This window comes from Citrobacter sp. Cpo148, assembly GCF_030332375.1.
GTDB lineage: Bacteria > Pseudomonadota > Gammaproteobacteria > Enterobacterales > Enterobacteriaceae > Citrobacter > Citrobacter portucalensis.
The window spans coordinates 1-18,316 of the sequence record NZ_JAOWHY010000042.1 but is presented as its reverse complement, the minus strand read 5'-3'; the positions used below and the strand labels follow the sequence as shown (position 1 = coordinate 18,316).

Here is an 18,316-nt window from a genome sequence, read left to right as displayed (position 1 = left end):
CTACTGGTAGTTCAACGTCCAGGTCCCGCTGGCGCTGAACGGACCGTACTCGAGAGACTGATTTTTTATCGCCGATGGTTCCGCAGCGACCCACGCCAAGAAATTCAGCGTCATCGAACCTTCTGTTATCTCTTTGACTGACGTGCTCTCATCAAGGCGGATTGCCGTGCCGTCCTCTTCGCTCATCCCAATCCCGATCCCTGACGCACCGCCTTGTTCACTGCTATCCAGCGCCAGATGATCGGTCAGCTCCGCATCCTCACGACCGCTGAAGGTAACCGAGATCCCACGGAAAACCTCCGGGTTGCAGTCGCGTAACTGGATGCTGAATTTTTCCGGCTTACTGCGCCCCAAGAGATAGAGATCCTGTGTCGCGATTTGCTTGAAATCGACCTCGATTTTGTCGCCTCCCGGTGCAAGGCTGCAGGCCAGGGCTCTGATGGTGCCGTGAAAATACATATCGCCGCCGACCAGTTTGGTGTCGGCCTGCGCCATGCCACCTAGCAGTAACATACTGGTCGCGAATAACGCCGAGAATCTCATGACATCCCCCTACTGAAACTGCGCGACAACGGTGGCAGAGGCTTCAAATTCACCTTCTTTCACGCTTCCCACGCCCGGCTTTGCCACCGGCGCGGCGGTGAGATTCCAGTCGCCCTGATTCTGGTAAAATCCCTTCACGTTGTAGAATTGATTGGGCACGACGGTGCCACCACTCTCGTCTTTAAGCATAATGCCGAGATCGTCGCGCTTTTGTCCGCCGCTCAGCGTGCCAAGGAGATTACCGTTAAACCCCGCCGTGCCTGACGCCGTGGTCGTTTGTATACCAAGATTAATGTTCAGCGCGCCCTGATCGAAACTCCCGCCTTCACAGACCACATGTATAGGGACTGACTTGCTGTAGTTAGTGCCGTTGAGCCGGGCAGCGGATCCAGGCAGATCGCCAAACTCAATGCTGATTTTGTCTCCCCGGTTGAAGGTGCATTTGTCCGGGACGGTAATTAGCCCGGATTTAATCACCACGCGAGAAATCGCCGTGGTTGGCGTAGGTCCCGCGCTTCCCATACGCCCGGCCACCTCCACCAGCGACTGGGAAGTGATATTGATGCCATTGATAATGGGTTTAGTGACAATAAACGTCACTTTCCCTTTTGAACCACTTTCAACGTTAGTCGCTCGCGTGTAGCCCTTACGCTTTTTACAGCTGTTGTTGCTGTTGCGGTTTGAAACGTTGGTAAAAGGCGCCTGCACATATTTTTTATAGCCCCCGGCAACCCACACCTGAACTTCCACATCCAGATACTCGTTTAGCCGAAAACGGTTCGCCCCCTGATTTGAAGGCGGCATCGTGGTTGTGGTGGTGTAGTAAATTGGTGCTCGGGAGATGTCAGCCTGTTCGCAATAGAAATTCACCACATACCAGCCACCCAGATTCCATGGGAACGGCTCCGTTCTGCCACCCACGTGGTTTTTGCTGACATCCAGCGAGTTCAGTTCAATATCGTACTGATGCGGCGACCCACCTTCCGGCTCACCTTCTCCCTGTGTAAATGCCTGCCCGGCCAACGGACAGCCTGCCAGCACCACCCACAACAGCGTTTTACGTAATACGCTCATAGATACTCCAGCTTGAGTCTGACCAGACCGTTAAATTCTCCGGCGGTCACCTCTCGCCCAAAAGATTCCAGCGCGGCAAGAAAATGAATGGCGTTATCGCCCGGTTTGAGGATCCACATGCGTTGCGGTTGGTTCAGGTGGATTAACTGATTACGTTCAGTCAGTAGCCGGATGCCCGCGCCGCGAACATCACCACGAATGCGCCCCAAATCGCTGTTTTCCGGTGCGCCTTCAGCCATTAGCGTCATCGAAACACCACGCTCCACCGTGCTGTGCGCAAGCTCAGGCATCTCACTGGTCTGCCCGGGGAAATCCCTTAAGGTATGACCGGAGCCCTTTAAACAGCCATTCAGATACAGCGTGACCAATACCGGATCGCTGCGATCGCCGCCCTGGCGAAATCGGCCGGCGGAAATATCACCAAGATCGATAGTCTGATCGCGGGAGGCCATATCCAGCACGCATGGCGAAACGAACACCCGACCATGAAAGCGGACGTTGCCATACTCGCCGGACACATTGCTCATATCCTGGCGACCGCTTGTGGCCTGAACCGAGCAGGCCATGCCCGCCATCAGCAGAGCGCAAAGCATCTTTTTCATTTACGAATCCTGTTACCGGGGCTGTTGCTCCATCGGCAATGCTTTACACACATTGCCTGTGCAGCTGAATTTCAATTCGGGATGACCGCCAAAATCGTTCACATACATCATGCTGAACTGGCTAACGCTGCCGTCGGTCACGCTGAAATCGAGAGAGGACTTTGGTGAAACCATAATCCCAGGGAAGTCAGTCAGCCTGTCGCCGCCCTGCGCTTCAGGCTTGCGGCTTAAGCCGATTAAGGTAACGAAGTACGGCGTTGGGTTATCCACACTCCAGCGCAGCCCCTGCTTATGAAAGACCAGTTGGTTTTGCCACACGGCGCCCGGTGTTTCCGGCACGATGGCGGTCGGACGGTAGAACAGTTTGATGCGCGACTGCATCGCCAGTTGCAGCACGTTCGGCTTATCCGGCTTGGGCGGAATTTCACGCACGTTCAGGTAGAACAGACTTTCGCGATCCTGCGGCAGAGCGTTAATACCGCTGGTTTTTGTCACACGCGCAATGCCCTTTTGCCCGCCGTTAATCCGTTGCAGCGGCGGTAAAACCATCAACGGCGAGGTAATTTTTGTTCCATTGGCGTCTTCCACCCACGACTGAGCCAGAAACGGAATGCTCGGACTGGTGTTGGTTAAGTTCGCGCTGACCGATCGCGCATCACCGGTGATGATCAGGCGGGTACGGTCAAGTGCAATGCCCGCCCATGAGGCGTTGATCTCTGTAATAAAAAGCAGACCGCAGACCACGGGTTTGAGCCAACGCTGCACGGAGTAAAATGCTTGATTTTTCATGACAAAATTCATTCAGGTTATTGATATTATTCACAAGGCAACAGCACGTTACCTTCCGGGTTGATTTGTTGCGGCACCTGTAAGTGACACTGCGCGCGACCGCCCCAGGCAACAGAAAGACGCTCGGCTGGATTCACACCCGCAATCCAGGCCATGCCGTTTTCCATCACCATGGCTACGCTGACACCGTTGGCGTTAAACACTTCGGCACCAAACGGCGGTACCGAACCATCTTCCAGGCGCAGCAGCGCCATCATTTTTTGCCCCTGCGCCACGGCGAAGCGCTGATAACCAATCGCGCCTTCCGTCAGGGTGTTGGTGACGATGGCTTTGGTCGCGGAAATGTCCTCGTCCATTGCGTCCACATCGATACGGGTATCAAAGCTGTGATAGCTGACGACGTCCGGTACGACGGCAATACCGAAGCGGTTTGAGTGCGCCTGTTCGCCGTTCAGCGGTACATTCGCCACACCGTCGGTATCAACCATCACCCTGGCGGTATTCATCGACGCCTGGCTGTTGTGTAGCGCCACGCCATGACGCGTTGCGGTAAAGCCGCCGCGCATCGTGCCGCCAACGGAGAAATAGCGTGATTGCTGCCAGCTGACGTTAGATTCCAGTTCCGCCATCATGCTGCGATGCTTGTAGTAGCCATCAAACGCGGTGTGCCCTTCACCGGAAACCCCTGCGCGCAGTCGCCATGGATTGTTACGGTCGCGGTTATCGGAATACGAAACCATCTGACTGGTCTGGCTGCCGCTGTTTTGCACTTCATAATCCATTGAGCGGCCATCGCTCCATGGCACCGAAATGGACAGCGAAAGGCTGTCGTCCCGTTTGCCCTGATACTCAGAGCGGTAAGCGGCAAGGTTAGCGCTGATCCCCTGAATGCCTGCGAACGAAAAGCTGTGCCCCATCGACATCCCGTAACGATCCTGAGAGCCACGATCCCAGTAATTCTGGTGGGTATAGGTCAGGTACAGCGTGGTCGCTAATTGCGGGTCGTCAGCAAAAAAGGTCTTGTTACCGGTGATGGTGTACATCTCTTTTTCGTTGCCGGCGCTATTGTTATTTTCATACTGCTCGTCGAGGAACTGCGAGAAGGTGCGGAAGTTACGCTGTGAAAAACGGTAACCGGCAAAGGTGATGGCGCTGTTGTATTCATCAAAGGTTTTGGCATAGCTGAGCTTAAAGGACATCCCTTTTTGTTCAGCCTGATGCTTCACTCGGCTCACGGATTGCGTCGCATCAGCCGACAGCGCGCCCAGCCAGCTCAAATCCCGCCCAATCCCCATCGACCAGGCGTTATAGCGATCGCCAGTGAGCAACGCGCCACCGTACAGTGACCACGCATTGCTGACCCCCCATGAAAAATCACCGCTATAAAATGCAGGTCCCTGGACGTCGTGGTTATAACGCGATGGCTTACCGACAGCGGCGTTGTAACGAACATAGCCCGGGCGCGTCAGGTAAGGGATATCTGCCGTATTGACCTGAAAGGTTTGTACGCTGCCATCCTGCTCTTCGACGCGAACATCCAGCGTGCCGCGTACCGAACCGTGTAGATCCTGAATATTAAATGGCCCTGCTGGAACAGTGGTTTGATAGATAACACGCCCCTGCTGACTGACGGTGACCTTCGCATTACTGCGGGCGATGCCGTGCACTTCGGGCGCGTAGCCCTGCAAATTCGGTGGTAGCATGCGCTCGTCGCTGGCAAGGTTAGCCCCCGTAAATCGCACTGAATCAAACACCTGGGAATTCAGATATATTTCACCGACCGTCAGTTTTGCAGCCTGCATAGGTAACGGGCGATAGGCATAGATCTGATCCCAGTCGATACGCCCACGATTTTCATCCGAAGCATAATTGGCCTGATACTGACCACGAAAGCGCCACGCGCCGAGGTTAAAGCCCGTCTGTCCATAACCAGACAGTGAGCGGTAATGATCGCCACCTTGTTCGTAATGTGTGGCCTGGCCCGAAACGCTGTAGTCGAAAATCAGTCCCGCGACGCCGTTATCCCAGCGCTCCGGCGGCGTCCAGTCTGGATCGGTATATTTCATCCATGCCTGAGGCACGGTAATGTCCAGTACGCCTGCGCTATTATTCAGCACCACACCCGGCAGGCGGGAAATGTCATAGCAGGTCGCGCTAATCGGATGAATATAGGTCAGCGCCTCTTCTTTGAGCGCCAGTAATTCGAGCTGTTGCGGCGTCAGGCACGCCATGGATTTATGCGAGTTGGCAGGATCAACGATATAACGGATCGACTGCTGAGGGATCTCCTGGCTGTTAATACGAACATCCAGCAGATATTCTCCGGGAGTCACAAAGTTGCCTTCGGAAAAACGCTGTAAATCGACATTTTGTCTGTCACTGGCATCCAGGACGTCAGTATTAAATTCAATAGACTCATCCGCTTCAGCCCATGAAGAGGCACAGACCAGAGCAATTAAAAGCGCCAGACGTTTTTTATCTGTTTTCAGCGTGATCATTTTCGTTCGCAAACCTTCAGATACCCGAATTGCTGTGCAGCTCAGAGATAATTCACAACAAAATGCGTGACTGCAGTAAATTCACCAGACGTCATTCTTCCGTCGCGGGAGATCAAATAAGCCGTAAAATTGAGCGTGTTTTTCCCTGGGTTAAGCGCATAATCCGGTGATGGCTCACCCAAATGAATTTGCTTGCCTTTGCCGTCATATATTTCTATCGCTAAATTTTCAGTTTCCGATTGCACGCTCAGATAATCAGGATTGTCACTATCCGGTGCGCCGGAAAAGGTAATATTGGCGCGTTGGAACAGATTCCCGGGGTGTTGAGAATCCCCTAATGAACATCCCAGCAAATGAATGCTGAAATCATGCGCAGATACTTTTTCAGGTTTTCCGGAAATATCTCTGGCTGAGAGGTCATCAAATTCAACCAGCAGCGACCGGTCGCGTGGATCGACATAACAGGCAGCCTCAATAATATTTCCCCGCATGCGCATTTTGCCGGGCGTACTGACAAGACGATGGGTGTCAGCCAAAACCCATGCAGGCGATATGAAGATAAAAAGCAGTAAAATACGCCATCCAGGCATCACCGCATTTCCTTTCAGTTATTCGCAGGAAGGGTTAAGCAGGCGCATAATTGCGCCCGCAGCAGATCGTTACTGATAATCGATCTGGAAATTAACGGTAGATTCGAAGTCACCCGGGGTTACGGCTGCGGATGCGTTGTTGGCCTGCAGGTAAGCAACGAAATCAATGTCGGTTTCGCCATCGGTAATGTTGACCTGAGATGCGGCTTCGCCCCATTTCACGTCCTGGTTACCACTGTCAATCATACCAATGCCCGCGCCCTTTGCTGTACCCGAGGTAAATGCAGCCAGCGCATTGTTGTCGGTATCAATCGTTGCCGGGGTGTAGGTTACTGTGGCGGTTTTCGCAACAGTTGTATCACAGCCCTGCAGAACGATCTTGGCATGCTTAACACCAGCACGTTGGTTGTCTTTTAACTGAGAAGTTGGGATCTCACCAAAATTAACCTGCACCGGGCTGGATTCTGGGGCCAGACCGCATGCGGAATTAACCAGAGAACCAGTGAAGTGAATTTTACCGTTAGTCGGTTCAACATTTTTTGCAGCGAAAGCAGAAGATGCAGTAAAAGTCATTCCCGCCATCAGCGCACAAGCCACAGCCACGTTTTTCATTTTCATATTACTACTTAACCTTATATCTGTTTTTTGGTTATTCCGACGATCTATTTCCACAGACAATTTATGCAAGGGAAACCCTGATCTGCTGGTGGCGGAAGCGCATTTCCTTGCAAACAATCCATCTCAAGCCACCCTGTATTTTGAACTTCATTGGTATTCCATCCGAAATACCGCCCACAGTTGTTTACGCTGTTTCGGGGCTTATATTAAGTCGACGAAAAAATGACACAATGCAAAAATCCGGTATTAATCAAACTCAGGGAATCGTGTTGTAACACTGTCTGTAGAGCGATCGTTTACCTAAAAAATAGCCAAAAAACACGCCAATACCAGTGTTAATGTCTATTATTTATAATTTTTATAGAGTTTTTATCTATCAACTATTTTTTTATTTAGCCAGAAGAACAGGCAAAATGTATTTATGAATGTTTTGTAAAAATGAAATTGGGCATCAAAAGCGAGTAATGACAATAAGATAGTGAAAGAGAGGAAGGAGATTGGAGGATTCTATTAGATATATTAAGAGATTGTTATATAAATATTAATAAAGCGATCTATGGTGCAATCATTTTTTATAAATGAATTATGTTATGCTATTGCTTCCCCCACTCGAATGCGAGATATCCTGCTTTAAAGGAGACATCAGTGATTTCTCATATACCAATAAACAAAATTAAATCCGTAATTATTGGTGAAGGCTTAGTTTTCAGACCACATAAAAATACCCTAAAAGACCTGGCATCTGGTGAAATGGCCACATTGAATAATGTGGCAACACAATTACTGCTCTATCTGTTGCAAAATGGTAAAGAGATATCCTCGCGCGATGAAATTCTGCGGAATGTTTTCCAGCATAATGGCGCCAGAGCGACGGATGCTAATCTCAATCAGCACATTTCATTTCTGCGCAAAGCAATAACGTCTACGGGCCATCCTGCAGAACTGATCGTCACCATTCCGCGAATAGGATTTCGGATGAGCGACGCCAGTATCAATATTCAGCAACTGGAGGAATCGCAAGCGCCCACCAGAATAGTCAATGTTGCATTGACGCCCAGGAAAAAGAAACGAAACCTGTGGCCTGTCACGATAACAACGTTAATTACCGGCATCGCCGTGCTGGCGACAGCGTGGTTAACATGGATACCCAATGAAATCGCGATGACGGACGCGGCGATCCTGCGGACTATCGACTACGAGCAATGCCGTGTGCATATATTAGGAAACGCCCTCACCGACACCATAACCGAAAAAAAAGCGCTGGATATTTTCAAGTCCGTGGGTATTAACCCCAACTGTTCGTACCCAAAAGATCTGTATCTCAATACCTGGGCGAGCAACCATAATCTGGTTGAGTGGTCGTTTGCCGCTGAATGCGGGCTAAACCTCGGTTATTACCATTGCATCAGCCAGTATCGCCATCATGAGGAATGATATGAAGCAGGAAAGCGATCACTCTCCTTTACTATGGTCAGTCGTGATTGCCATTTTTGGGCTAGCGGCTATCGCTTTTTTTATTATCGCCGGGAATGCGAAAAAACAAGAAATCAGTTTTTCCTGCTCCTCGGAATTCACGTCGATACTCGACATCCAGAATACAAAAAAGGAACTCCACGGAATAATGCTGATAACCAGCTACAACTCCGGACACCTTTCATTGTCAGTCCAGGGGAAACTCAAAAGTGACGACGGCGAGTTCGCTGTTAACCGAAAACTGTTTTTTCGCTATGCCCGTCCACTCGGCCATACCGCAGGCGTTTTTATGCTCACTCCCGATGGTCGGGAAAAATCCCCCGATGATGATGCAACGGACGCTGTCGACTATCTCTTCTTCGACGCTTACGAACGTGCCGACAAGCTGTATATGCTAAAGCACCTGAATGAGGAAACGGTTCTTATTGGCGATAACTTTTCACCCCGCTTCGCCTGCGTGATGAATCACTTCGCGAGTTAATCGCCTTCTGGATATCCGTCGGGTTAAGGATGACCTGATGTGTTGCCCACCCGAAAGCTCGGGCGCGGTCGATAAAGCGTGGTAATGAGAATATTATTTTTGCAGGCTAAAACGACGAAAGCCTGAATCATTTCTGATTCAGGCTTTCTGAATAGTGGCGGAATGGACGGGACTCGAACCCGCGACCCCCTGCGTGACAGGCAGGTATTCTAACCAACTGAACTACCACTCCGCGTTGTGTTCCGCTTGGGAACGAAGCGAATATTACGGATTGCCTCGCGCCTCGTCAACGCTTTTTCTCACGTTTTTAATCGTTTGCTGCAAAAATCACCCGAATGGCCATTTTCATACGGTAAACGTACAAACTATGCCCGCCAGAGGCAACTTCCGCCTTTCTTCTGCACCAGGTCAAGGCGTGACTCATGGGCCGCTAACTCTTCATCAGTGGCGAAAACAACGCGTAGTTTACTGGACTGTCGCACAATACGCTGGATCCCCGTGTCATTCTGCTGCTGGCTGTCGCCTTCCATTGAGAACGCCATCGTGGTCTGCCCGCCGGTCATCATCAGATAAACGTCGGCCAGAATCTGGGCATCGAGCAATGCGCCGTGCAGGGTTCGTTTACTGTTGTCTATCTCATAGCGCGAGCATAACGCATCAAGGCTGTTTCGCTTGCCAGGAAACATTTTCCTCGCCAGCGCCAGGCTATCGGTTATTTTGCAAAATTCATTCGTCTTCGGAATATCACGCTTGAGCTTCGCGAATTCGTAATCCATAAAGCCGATATCGAACGATGCGTTATGAATGACCAGCTCCGCGCCGCGAATGTAGTCGAGAAACTCGTCGGCTACATCGGCAAACGTAGGTTTATCGAGCAGGAATTCGTCTGCGATTCCGTGTACGCCGAACGCTTCCGGGTCCACCAGCCGGTCCGGCTTCAGGTAAACGTGGAAGTTATTGCCGGTCAGGCGGCGGTTCACCACTTCAACCGCACCGATCTCAATGATCTTGTGGCCTTCATAGTGGGCGCCAATCTGGTTCATACCGGTGGTTTCGGTATCGAGGACGATCTGTCGTGTAATTCCAGTGCTCATAACGGTCATTTATGTCAGACTTATCGTTTGATTTCGATTTGCTAAAACAGGAAGTCTACCAGAGATGCTTAAACAGGTAGAAATTTTCACCGATGGTTCTTGCCTGGGAAATCCAGGGCCTGGTGGTTATGGGGCGATTTTACGCTATCGCGGGCGCGAAAAAACCTTTAGCGAGGGCTACAACCTCACCACTAATAATCGCATGGAGCTGATGGCGGCAATCGTTGCGCTGGAAGCCCTGAAAGAACAGTGTGAAGTGATACTCAGCACGGACAGCCAGTATGTGCGCCAGGGCATTACGCAGTGGATCCACAACTGGAAGAAGCGCGGCTGGAAAACAGCAGATAAAAAACCGGTGAAGAACGTCGATCTGTGGAAACGTCTCGATGCCGCGCTGGGGCCGCATCAAATCAAATGGGAATGGGTTAAAGGCCATGCGGGCCATCCGGAAAACGAACGCTGCGATGAGCTTGCGCGCACCGCGGCCATGAGCCCGACTCAGGATGATATTGGGTATCAGACTGAGGCTTAAGCGTCCGGTTTACGGTATTGCCGGGTCGCGCCAACGGCATGACGGATAGGCGTTTTGCTTTTATTTTGTTTCATCGGGTTGAGCGTAAGCGGAATGGTTCGCTTGCGCGCAACCACCAGCTGTAAACAGCCCAGCGCGGGGATATGGGCGCTTAACATTTTCCCGCCCTTCTTGTTCCAGGGCAGAACATGAAAACGACTATAGTGCAGCACTTCAAAATTCAGTAATGATAGCCAGTCCAGTTGACGCATGAGGGTAAACATCCGACTGTTATAGGGCGATGTCTTGCGCAATACGGGCACCAGTTTACGCAATCCCATCAAGCTTACCGGGTTAAAGCCGCTCAGAATCAACCAGCCGTCATCAATCAACACGCGATCGGCTTCACGCAGTAGGCGATGCGGATCAGAGCACCACGGTAACGTATGGGCCAATAAACAGACATCCACGGACTTATCGGCAAAGGGAAGATGCAAAGGATCGGCCGTCACCTGCATGGGAGATCCCTGCAAAGAAACATTTACCTGATGAGAAACCGCGCACGCTTCAGAATCGATTTCTGCGCTTAAATTACCAACCTTAAGCAGATGAAAACCGTACATTTTTGCAAACCACGGGTTAAGCTGATACTCCAGCGCCTCACGATAGTGTTCGCCCCAGGGCAAATCATCCCAGCTAACGGGCGCTACGACAGTTTGAGGGATCCTTGCCGGTTTCATCACAACCTTCCGTTACGCATTGAGAGGTAATATATGAATCTTAACAGTATTCCTGCATTTCAGGACAATTACATCTGGGTCCTGTCAAATAATGACCAGCATTGTCTGATTGTGGACCCGGGTGAAGCGGCTCCTGTTTTGAAAGCCATTGCAGAGCATAACTGGGTGCCGGAAGCCATTCTGCTAACCCACCATCATCAGGATCACGTGGGTGGAGTGAAAGAACTCCTGCAACATTTCCCACAAATAGTGGTATACGGACCGGCTGAAACGCAAGATAAGGGAACGACACACGTAGTCGAAGATGGCGATATTGCACTCGTTTTGGGGCATGAATTTAGGGTAATTGCTACTCCGGGTCACACTTTAGGACATATCTGTTACTTTAGCCATCCTTACTTATTTTGTGGTGACACGCTCTTTTCTGGCGGTTGCGGTCGACTTTTCGAAGGTACAGCAACCCAAATGTATCAATCACTTAAAAAAATAAACGAACTTCCTGACGATACATTAATTTGTTGCGCACATGAGTACACATTAGCAAACATGAAGTTTGCCTTAAGCATTCTCCCGCACGATTCGTTCATAAATGAATATTATCGTAAAGTTAATGAGTTACGCGTAAAAAAACAAATGACACTACCCGTAACTCTGAAAAATGAGCGGCGAAATAATCTTTTTTTGAGAACGGAAGATATTGATTTAATTAATGAAATCAACAAAGAAACAATATTGCAACAACCTGAAGAGCGTTTTGCCTGGTTAAGGTCAAAGAAAGATACGTTCTGACAATTCCGGGTTGCCTTTTGAAAACTTCGCCGTTATGATCGGTCGTCTTTTAAGCAACTATTGACACACACATGAAGGCAAAAGCGATATTACTCGCCTCTGTCCTGCTTGTTGGGTGCCAGAATACTGGTAACGTCCAACAACACGCACAGAGCCTTTCTGCAGCTGGTCAAGGGGAAGCAGGAAAGTTTACAAGTCAGGCGCGATGGATGGACGACGGAACATCTATCGCTGCTGATCAAGATTTGTGGGCTTTCATTGGTGACGAGCTAAAGATGGGAATTCCGGAAAACAGCCGGATTCGCGAACAGAAACAGAAGTATTTACGCAATAAGAGCTATCTCCACGATGTAACTTTACGGGCAGAGCCGTATATGTACTGGATAGCCGGGCAGGTTAAGAAACGTAACATGCCTATGGAACTGGTACTACTACCCATAGTGGAGAGCGCTTTTGATCCTCACGCAACGTCTGGCGCCAATGCCGCAGGTATTTGGCAGATCATTCCGAGCACGGGGCGCAATTATGGTTTAAAACAGACCCGCAATTATGATGCACGTCGCGACGTTGTGGCTTCCACCACCGCCGCGCTGGACATGATGCAGCGTCTGAACAAGATGTTTGATGGCGACTGGCTGCTGACCGTTGCTGCTTATAATAGCGGTGAAGGTCGTGTCATGAAGGCAATCAAAACGAACAAAGCACGTGGTAAACCCACTGACTTCTGGTCGTTGCCATTGCCTCAGGAAACGAAGCTATACGTGCCCAAAATGCTAGCATTGAGCGATATACTCAAAAACAGCAAACGCTATGGCGTACGTCTGCCAACAACAGACGAAAGTCGCGCGTTGGCACGTGTTCGCCTGAGTAGCCCGGTTGAGATGGCTCAGGTTGCTGATATGGCGGGTATTTCCGTCAGCAAGCTGAAGACCTTCAATGCAGGCGTGAAAGGCTCCACGTTGGGTGCCAGCGGCCCGCAATATGTGATGGTGCCAAAGAAGCATGCAGAGAAGCTGCGTGAGTCTCTGGCTTCAGGCGAAATTGCAGCCGTGCAGTCAACGCTGGTCGCGGATAACACGCCGCTGAACAGTCGTAGCTACAAAGTTCGCTCTGGCGATACGCTTTCTGGCGTCGCGTCACGCCTTGGCGTGAGCACCAATGACCTTAAGCAGTGGAATAACCTGCGCGGGTCATCCCTGAAAGTGGGTCAAAACCTGACGGTGGGTGCGGGTACCAGCGCACAGCGTCTGGCGAACAACAGCGATAGCATCACCTATCGTGTGCGTAAAGGCGACTCGCTGTCGAGCATTGCCAAACGTCACGGGGTTAACATCAAAGATGTCATGCGCTGGAACAGCGATACGGACAATCTACAGCCAGGCGATCAGCTCACGTTGTTTGTGAAAAACAACGGAATGCCGGACTCCTGATAGCATTGTAGAAATGAAGGCACTGGATTCCCCCCAGTGCCTTTTTTATTTATCCCGCTTTATGTGCCTCAACCATTATCGTGTCGCTGGTAAACGAGCCATCTTCCTGTAACGCAAAGTAGGCTTTCACATCTGCAGAAGCACTTTGTTGGTATGCACGAATCGCGTCGCTCAACGCCGCGGGCGTGCGCATCCTCGCGACCCACGAACTGAACTCCAGTGGCAGGCGATCGGTTAACAAAGTATCGGCAATCAAATTGGCATCGTTGATTAACGACAGCCACTCTCCACTGGAATAGTTACGAACGTGCGAGGTATCACGTAACGCCTCCACGGTTTGCAACCAGATATCACGTACTGGGTGGCCTGGCGACATCACATCCATCACAATTAATACACCACCGGGCTTCAGAATGCGGTTCACTTCCCGCAGCGCGCGTCCGACATCATGCCAGTGATGCGCAGAATAGCGGCTAATCACCACGTCAAATTCGCTATCTTCAAATGGCAGACTTTCGGCATAACCCTGGCGTGTGGCGACATTCTCCAGGCCTCTGTCATTTGCCGCCTCAGCGACCACCTCAAGCATCTGCGACGATAAATCATAAGCCACAACCTGCTTTACGTGTTGCGCGGCTACAAAGCTGGCATGCCCCGCTCCACATCCCATATCCAACACACGGGCCTGCGGAAATGCCGACAACCTTTCCCCCAGACGCAGCAAGTCACGGCCAGAGGCGTGCACCGCACTGGTTAAATAGGCATTAGCCTGAGAGCCAAACTGTTTTTCGACGTTGTCATGGTGAGAGCGTGTTGTCATTGTGTTGTCCTTCGGTTGTTGTGAAATAGGAAGGGCAACCATCACAGGCCTGCCCTACGGCAGACCTGACACACCGTTATTGTTCAGGTTTGCCGGGACTGAATTCAACGAGTAGCGGGTTGTGATCGGATGCACGGGTGACCAGCACAGAGGCTTCACTCACGTTCAGACCACGATAGAACACAAAATCGAGAGGGCGACCAAACGCGCGTCGGCGCTGATCGTCAGTAAAACGTACCTGGCGCAGCGACATTTCACGCGCAAAGCGGTACAGCGCATTCATCCGTCGACGGCTCCAGGCATTGAAATCGCCGGCCATAATAACCGGACCGCTGTGATGAGCGATCTGATCGCCAATGGGAAGTAACTGCTTACTATAAACATCGACGCCGAGGCTAAAGTTAACCGCGTGGATATTCACCACCATTAATAATCGAGAGTCAGGCAGCGGATACACCGTTACCAGAGCCGATTTCGCCAGCCGTAAAATAGGCTCACGCTCGCGCAATGGACAACAGTAAACAGGATGAGCAGCAGAGAGCGTCATGACACCAGAGGGATGCTGAGGCAGCACAAAGGCAGGAACCTGATCGGCAGCAAGGTAGTTAGCGGTCGCAAACTGCACCAGTTCTGGCGTGGTTTGCGCTTCCTGTAATAATACCAGATGCGCATCTTTGCCAAAATTCTTCAGCACCGACTGCCATTCTGCGCGCTGCTGTTTAAAAATATTCCATACCAGCACGCGAATGCGGTCTTCACTGCTTAACGGAACGCCTGCGGGTAATGCCTGGCCAATATGCGCAAACGACCCCGGCGGTAAAATCCGCTCGGCGGGTTGTCCGGCAACATAACGCATGGCATAGGTGTTTTTTCGCACTTTAGACTTTCAAACCTCTGTAACGTCAACCAGTCCGCAGCCGGACTGGTTCTTCTGTTATAGGGATTTTAGCACTCACTTTCAACGAACAATTGCAGTTTGTTTTGTAAGTGGGCGCTTACATCAATGATTTACCCCAGAGCAACACGCACGGGTTTATCAAGACGACCGCTGACACCCATCAGCAGAAAAGCTACCAGAACAATGAGGGCGCCAATCCACGGCGTCTGTGCTAAACCATAATGCTCGACCGTTTGCCCGCCAATCACTGACCCCAGCGCAATCCCAATGTTAAACGCCGCAATGTTTAACCCTGACGCCACATCTACAGCATTTGGCGTAAATTGCTCAGCTTTCTGTACCACGTAGACCTGCAATCCCGGTACGTTACCAAAGGCAAAGATCCCCATCACCAGAATGGTAGCCAGCGCGGCGTACTGCGTGGAGGCCGTCAGTTGGAAGACCATCAGCAGAACAAACAGCGCGGCGAAAATGAATTTCAGCGCAGGAACCGCACCATGCTTATCTGCAAGCTTACCACCCCAGATATTACCGATAGCCACTGAAACACCGTAACCCAGTAAGATCCAGCTTACTGCTGCCGGGGAGAATCCCGCCAGATCCTGCATCATCGGTGCAAGGAAGGTGAATGCCGTGAATACACCGCCGTAGCCCAGTGCCGTAACGGCGTAAATCAGCAACAGACGGGGATGAGTCAGCACCTTCACCTGGTCGCGAATGCTGGCGGCAGCACGACCGGGAATGTTGGCAGGGATCAGTAACTGGCTACTGATCAGTGCAATCACGCCTAACATTGATACCGCGAGGAAAGTCTCACGCCAGCCAAAGTGCTGACCGATAAATGTTCCCAGCGGCACGCCGGTGACTAGCGCTACCGTTAAGCCACCAAACATAATGGCAATGGCGGAAGCCGCTTTCTCTTTTGGCACCAGACTTGTCGCGATGGTAGAACCAATCGAGAAGAATACGCCATGTGCCAGCCCAGTCAGCAGACGAGCAACAATGAGTGTCATATACCCGGGTGCCTGCCATGCCAGCAAATTCCCCGCCGTAAACAGAACCATCAGCGCAACCAGTAACTGTTTACGTGGCAGGCGTCCGGTCAGAGCCGTCAGTACCGGTGCGCCAATTGCCACACCCAGCGCATAGATTGAAACCAGCATCCCGGCGGAAGGTAACGAGATCGCCAGCTGTTGAGCGATGGTCGGCACCAGACCAACAATCACAAACTCGGTAGTGCCTATAGCGAAGGCACTTATTGTTAGTGCAAATAAAGCGAGAGGCATAAATAACTCCGTAACATCAGTAATCAGATGACACGCAGTATGCCTGGATGTTTTAATGACAAAATATTCAAAATCTCAATATAATTTTGCGTCAGGTGCAAAAATGAAAGCAACCTCCGAAGAACTCGCAATTTTTGTGGCGGTAGTGGAAAGCGGCAGCTTTAGCCGGGCGGCAGAACAGCTTGGACAAGCCAATTCCGCGGTCAGCCGGGCAGTAAAAAAGCTGGAGATGAAACTGGGCGTCAGTTTGCTTAATCGCACGACCCGACAGCTAAGCCTGACCGAAGAAGGAGAGCGCTACTTCAGGCGGGTGCAGCAGATACTGCAAGAGATGGCTGCAGCAGAAACGGAAATCATGGAGTCGCGGAATACTCCGCGCGGCCTGCTGCGCATCGACGCAGCAACACCGGTGATGTTGCATTTCCTGATGCCACTAATCAAGCCGTTCCGGGAACGGTATCCCGAGATGACGTTGTCTCTCGTCTCCTCAGAAACATTCATCAATCTTATTGAACGAAAAGTGGATGTTGCTATACGAGCGGGTACACTGACTGACTCGAGTCTACGTGCGCGTCCGCTATTTACCAGCTATCGTAAGATTATTGCCTCACCGGACTACATTGCCCGTTTTGGCAAGCCAGAGAGCGTCGAGGAGTTAAACCAGCATCTGTGTCTGGGGTTTTCCGAACCAGTTTCACTCAATACCTGGCCGATTGCCTGTAGCGACGGACAGCTGCATGAGGTCGAGTGCGGAATTTCTTCCAACAGTGGAGAAACGCTAAAACAGCTTTGCCTGAATGGCAACGGCATCGCATGTCTTTCAGATTATATGATAGATAAAGAGATAGCGCGGGGTGAACTGGTGGAGTTATTGGCAGATAAACGTCTGCCGGTAGAGATGCCTTTTAGCGCAGTTTATTACAGCGATCGTGCCGTCAGTACGCGCATCCGGGCATTTATCGACTTTTTAAGTGAATATATAAGAACAGCTCCCGAAGGAGCTGTGAAAGAGGGTTAATGGGTACAGAGGGTCAGGCAATTAATCCCAATCAGGGGCCAGGCCTTCCGGGCTGACCAGACGATCGTTGCAGTCCAGTGCCGCGATCGCTTTTTTATCTTCGGCATCCAGATGCAGTTCCAGCGCCAGCAGGTTGCTTGCCAGGTTTTCACGTTTGGTAGAAGAAGGAATTACGGAGTAACCTTCCCCCATTGCCCATGCCAGAATAACCTGCGCCGGGGTCGCGTTATGTTTAGCGGCAATGTGCGCAATCACTTCATCTTTCAGCGCTTTACCGTAAGCCAGCGTCATGTAAGAGGTGATGTGGATACCGTGTGCTTTCGCCCAGTCAACCACCTTACGGCTCTGCAGATACGGAGACAGCTCAATCTGATTGGTCGCAATGTTCTCTGCACCTACTGCGGCAATGGCTTTTCCCATCAGCGGAATGGTGAAGTTTGAGATACCAATTTCGCGAGTCAGCCCCTGCTGTTTTGCTTCGAGCAGCGCCTGCATGAATTCCTCAACAGATACCGCATCACCTGGAGATGGCCAGTGGATCAGCGTCAGATCGACATAATCTGTACGCAGCTTCTTCAGGCTTTCTTTCAGACTTGGGATCAGTTTTTCTTTGCTGAGATTTTCAATCCAAATCTTGGTGGTGATATACAGCTCGTTACGCGGCACGCCGCTTTCGGCAATCGCCTGACCAACAGCCGCTTCATTATCATAGATTTGCGCAGTGTCGACAGCACGGTAGCCTAGCTCAAGCGCCGTTTTAACAGAAGCGATAACCACATCGTCTTTCAGGCGGAAAGTACCTAAACCGAATGCAGGGATAGTCATAGAATTCCTCTTTTTAATCACTATGTTCGTTAACTGAGAGGATTATGAGCTCAAGCTCTTTATAGAAAAAGAGTGAAAAATGCAGAGGATTTTTGCGGATTCAGCAATAATTAAATTGCAGAGAAAGAAAAAGCCCTGAGCGTTAGCTCAGGGCTCTTAATAAGTGGCGGAACGGACGGGACTCGAACCCGCGACCCCCTGCGTGACAGGCAGGTATTCTAACCAACTGAACTACCG

The 18,316-nt window shown here is 50.9% G+C and carries 19 protein-coding genes and 1 tRNA gene; 6 read left to right on the top strand and 14 right to left on the bottom strand.

What is annotated here, in order from left to right:
- The 7 genes from OGY10_RS06795 to OGY10_RS06765 all read right to left on the bottom strand — a co-directional run bounded on the left by OGY10_RS06795 (nucleotide 1) and on the right by OGY10_RS06765 (nucleotide 6,714).
- Nucleotides 1-543 carry a fimbrial protein gene (locus OGY10_RS06795; protein ID WP_191226399.1) on the bottom strand — a complete coding sequence of 181 codons (543 nt, stop codon included), beginning with the start codon at nucleotides 541-543 and terminating at the stop codon, nucleotides 1-3.
- A 9-nt stretch (nucleotides 544-552) separates the two neighbouring features.
- A complete protein-coding gene (locus tag OGY10_RS06790) occupies nucleotides 553-1,617 on the bottom strand; it encodes a fimbrial protein (RefSeq protein WP_191226400.1) in 1,065 nt (354 codons plus the stop codon).
- Nucleotides 1,614-2,219, bottom strand: a complete 606-nt coding sequence (locus OGY10_RS06785; RefSeq protein WP_032942421.1) for a fimbrial protein — start codon at nucleotides 2,217-2,219, stop codon at nucleotides 1,614-1,616. The genes OGY10_RS06790 and OGY10_RS06785 overlap by 4 nt, the downstream gene beginning before the upstream one ends.
- Nucleotides 2,220-2,231: 12 nt before the next feature.
- Entirely contained in the window at nucleotides 2,232-3,020 is a 789-nt protein-coding gene (locus OGY10_RS06780; protein WP_191226401.1) for a fimbrial biogenesis chaperone, read from the bottom strand.
- Between the two features lie 14 nt (nucleotides 3,021-3,034).
- Nucleotides 3,035-5,506, bottom strand: a complete 2,472-nt coding sequence (locus OGY10_RS06775) for a fimbria/pilus outer membrane usher protein (protein ID WP_191226402.1) — start codon at nucleotides 5,504-5,506, stop codon at nucleotides 3,035-3,037.
- A 41-nt stretch (nucleotides 5,507-5,547) separates the two neighbouring features.
- A complete protein-coding gene (locus tag OGY10_RS06770) occupies nucleotides 5,548-6,096 on the bottom strand; it encodes a fimbrial protein (protein ID WP_020996612.1) in 549 nt (182 codons plus the stop codon).
- A 69-nt stretch (nucleotides 6,097-6,165) separates the two neighbouring features.
- Nucleotides 6,166-6,714 carry a fimbrial protein gene (locus OGY10_RS06765; RefSeq protein ID WP_003830808.1) on the bottom strand — a complete coding sequence of 183 codons (549 nt, stop codon included), beginning with the start codon at nucleotides 6,712-6,714 and terminating at the stop codon, nucleotides 6,166-6,168.
- A gap of 750 nt (nucleotides 6,715-7,464) precedes the next feature.
- On the opposite strand from OGY10_RS06765, the gene OGY10_RS06760 reads away from it, so the two are divergent.
- Nucleotides 7,465-8,148 carry a winged helix-turn-helix domain-containing protein gene (locus OGY10_RS06760; RefSeq protein ID WP_008783775.1) on the top strand — a complete coding sequence of 228 codons (684 nt, stop codon included), beginning with the start codon at nucleotides 7,465-7,467 and terminating at the stop codon, nucleotides 8,146-8,148.
- 1 nt (nucleotide 8,149) lies between these two features.
- Nucleotides 8,150-8,668, top strand: a complete 519-nt coding sequence (locus tag OGY10_RS06755; protein WP_003830806.1) for a FidL-like protein — start codon at nucleotides 8,150-8,152, stop codon at nucleotides 8,666-8,668.
- 155 nt (nucleotides 8,669-8,823) lie between these two features.
- Here the strand turns inward: OGY10_RS06755 and OGY10_RS06750 are convergent.
- Nucleotides 8,824-8,900 (bottom strand) — tRNA-Asp (locus OGY10_RS06750).
- 133 nt (nucleotides 8,901-9,033) lie between these two features.
- Nucleotides 9,034-9,762, bottom strand: a complete 729-nt coding sequence (gene dnaQ, locus OGY10_RS06745; protein ID WP_095533177.1) for a DNA polymerase III subunit epsilon — start codon at nucleotides 9,760-9,762, stop codon at nucleotides 9,034-9,036.
- Between the two features lie 64 nt (nucleotides 9,763-9,826).
- On the opposite strand from dnaQ, the gene rnhA reads away from it, so the two are divergent.
- The gene (rnhA, locus tag OGY10_RS06740) at nucleotides 9,827-10,294 is read left to right on the top strand and encodes a ribonuclease HI (RefSeq protein WP_003838896.1); all 468 of its coding nucleotides are present in this window, start codon (nucleotides 9,827-9,829) and stop codon (nucleotides 10,292-10,294) included.
- Here the strand turns inward: rnhA and OGY10_RS06735 are convergent.
- Entirely contained in the window at nucleotides 10,291-11,013 is a 723-nt protein-coding gene (locus tag OGY10_RS06735) for a class I SAM-dependent methyltransferase (protein WP_079935334.1), read from the bottom strand. The genes rnhA and OGY10_RS06735 overlap by 4 nt on opposite strands.
- A 33-nt stretch (nucleotides 11,014-11,046) precedes the next feature.
- On the opposite strand from OGY10_RS06735, the gene gloB reads away from it, so the two are divergent.
- Together gloB and mltD are read left to right on the top strand one after the other, a co-directional pair.
- On the top strand, nucleotides 11,047-11,802 hold the full coding sequence (gene gloB, locus OGY10_RS06730; RefSeq protein WP_111466084.1) for a hydroxyacylglutathione hydrolase: 756 nt from the start codon (nucleotides 11,047-11,049) through the stop codon (nucleotides 11,800-11,802).
- A 71-nt stretch (nucleotides 11,803-11,873) separates the two neighbouring features.
- The gene (gene mltD / locus OGY10_RS06725; RefSeq protein WP_111466085.1) at nucleotides 11,874-13,232 is read left to right on the top strand and encodes a murein transglycosylase D; all 1,359 of its coding nucleotides are present in this window, start codon (nucleotides 11,874-11,876) and stop codon (nucleotides 13,230-13,232) included.
- A 49-nt stretch (nucleotides 13,233-13,281) separates the two neighbouring features.
- Here mltD and OGY10_RS06720 read toward each other — a convergent pair whose 3' ends face one another.
- The 3 genes from OGY10_RS06720 to OGY10_RS06710 all read right to left on the bottom strand — a co-directional run bounded on the left by OGY10_RS06720 (nucleotide 13,282) and on the right by OGY10_RS06710 (nucleotide 16,236).
- Nucleotides 13,282-14,052 (bottom strand): class I SAM-dependent methyltransferase, encoded by a 771-nt coding sequence (locus OGY10_RS06720; RefSeq protein ID WP_060682714.1) that lies wholly within the window; start codon nucleotides 14,050-14,052, stop codon nucleotides 13,282-13,284.
- Nucleotides 14,053-14,128: 76 nt separating this feature from the next.
- Nucleotides 14,129-14,929, bottom strand: coding sequence for an endonuclease/exonuclease/phosphatase family protein (locus OGY10_RS06715; RefSeq protein WP_008783770.1), 801 nt, complete (start codon nucleotides 14,927-14,929; stop codon nucleotides 14,129-14,131).
- Nucleotides 14,930-15,060: 131 nt separating this feature from the next.
- Nucleotides 15,061-16,236: an MFS transporter gene (locus tag OGY10_RS06710; RefSeq protein ID WP_003830796.1), complete on the bottom strand. Its 1,176-nt coding sequence runs from the start codon at nucleotides 16,234-16,236 to the stop codon at nucleotides 15,061-15,063.
- 103 nt (nucleotides 16,237-16,339) lie between these two features.
- On the opposite strand from OGY10_RS06710, the gene yafC reads away from it, so the two are divergent.
- Nucleotides 16,340-17,254 (top strand): DNA-binding transcriptional regulator YafC, encoded by a 915-nt coding sequence (gene yafC / locus OGY10_RS06705; protein WP_008783768.1) that lies wholly within the window; start codon nucleotides 16,340-16,342, stop codon nucleotides 17,252-17,254.
- Nucleotides 17,255-17,275: 21 nt separating this feature from the next.
- Here the strand turns inward: yafC and dkgB are convergent, their stop codons facing one another.
- Nucleotides 17,276-18,079, bottom strand: a complete 804-nt coding sequence (dkgB, locus tag OGY10_RS06700; RefSeq protein ID WP_191226403.1) for a 2,5-didehydrogluconate reductase DkgB — start codon at nucleotides 18,077-18,079, stop codon at nucleotides 17,276-17,278.
- Between the last annotated feature and the right edge of the window lie 237 nt (nucleotides 18,080-18,316).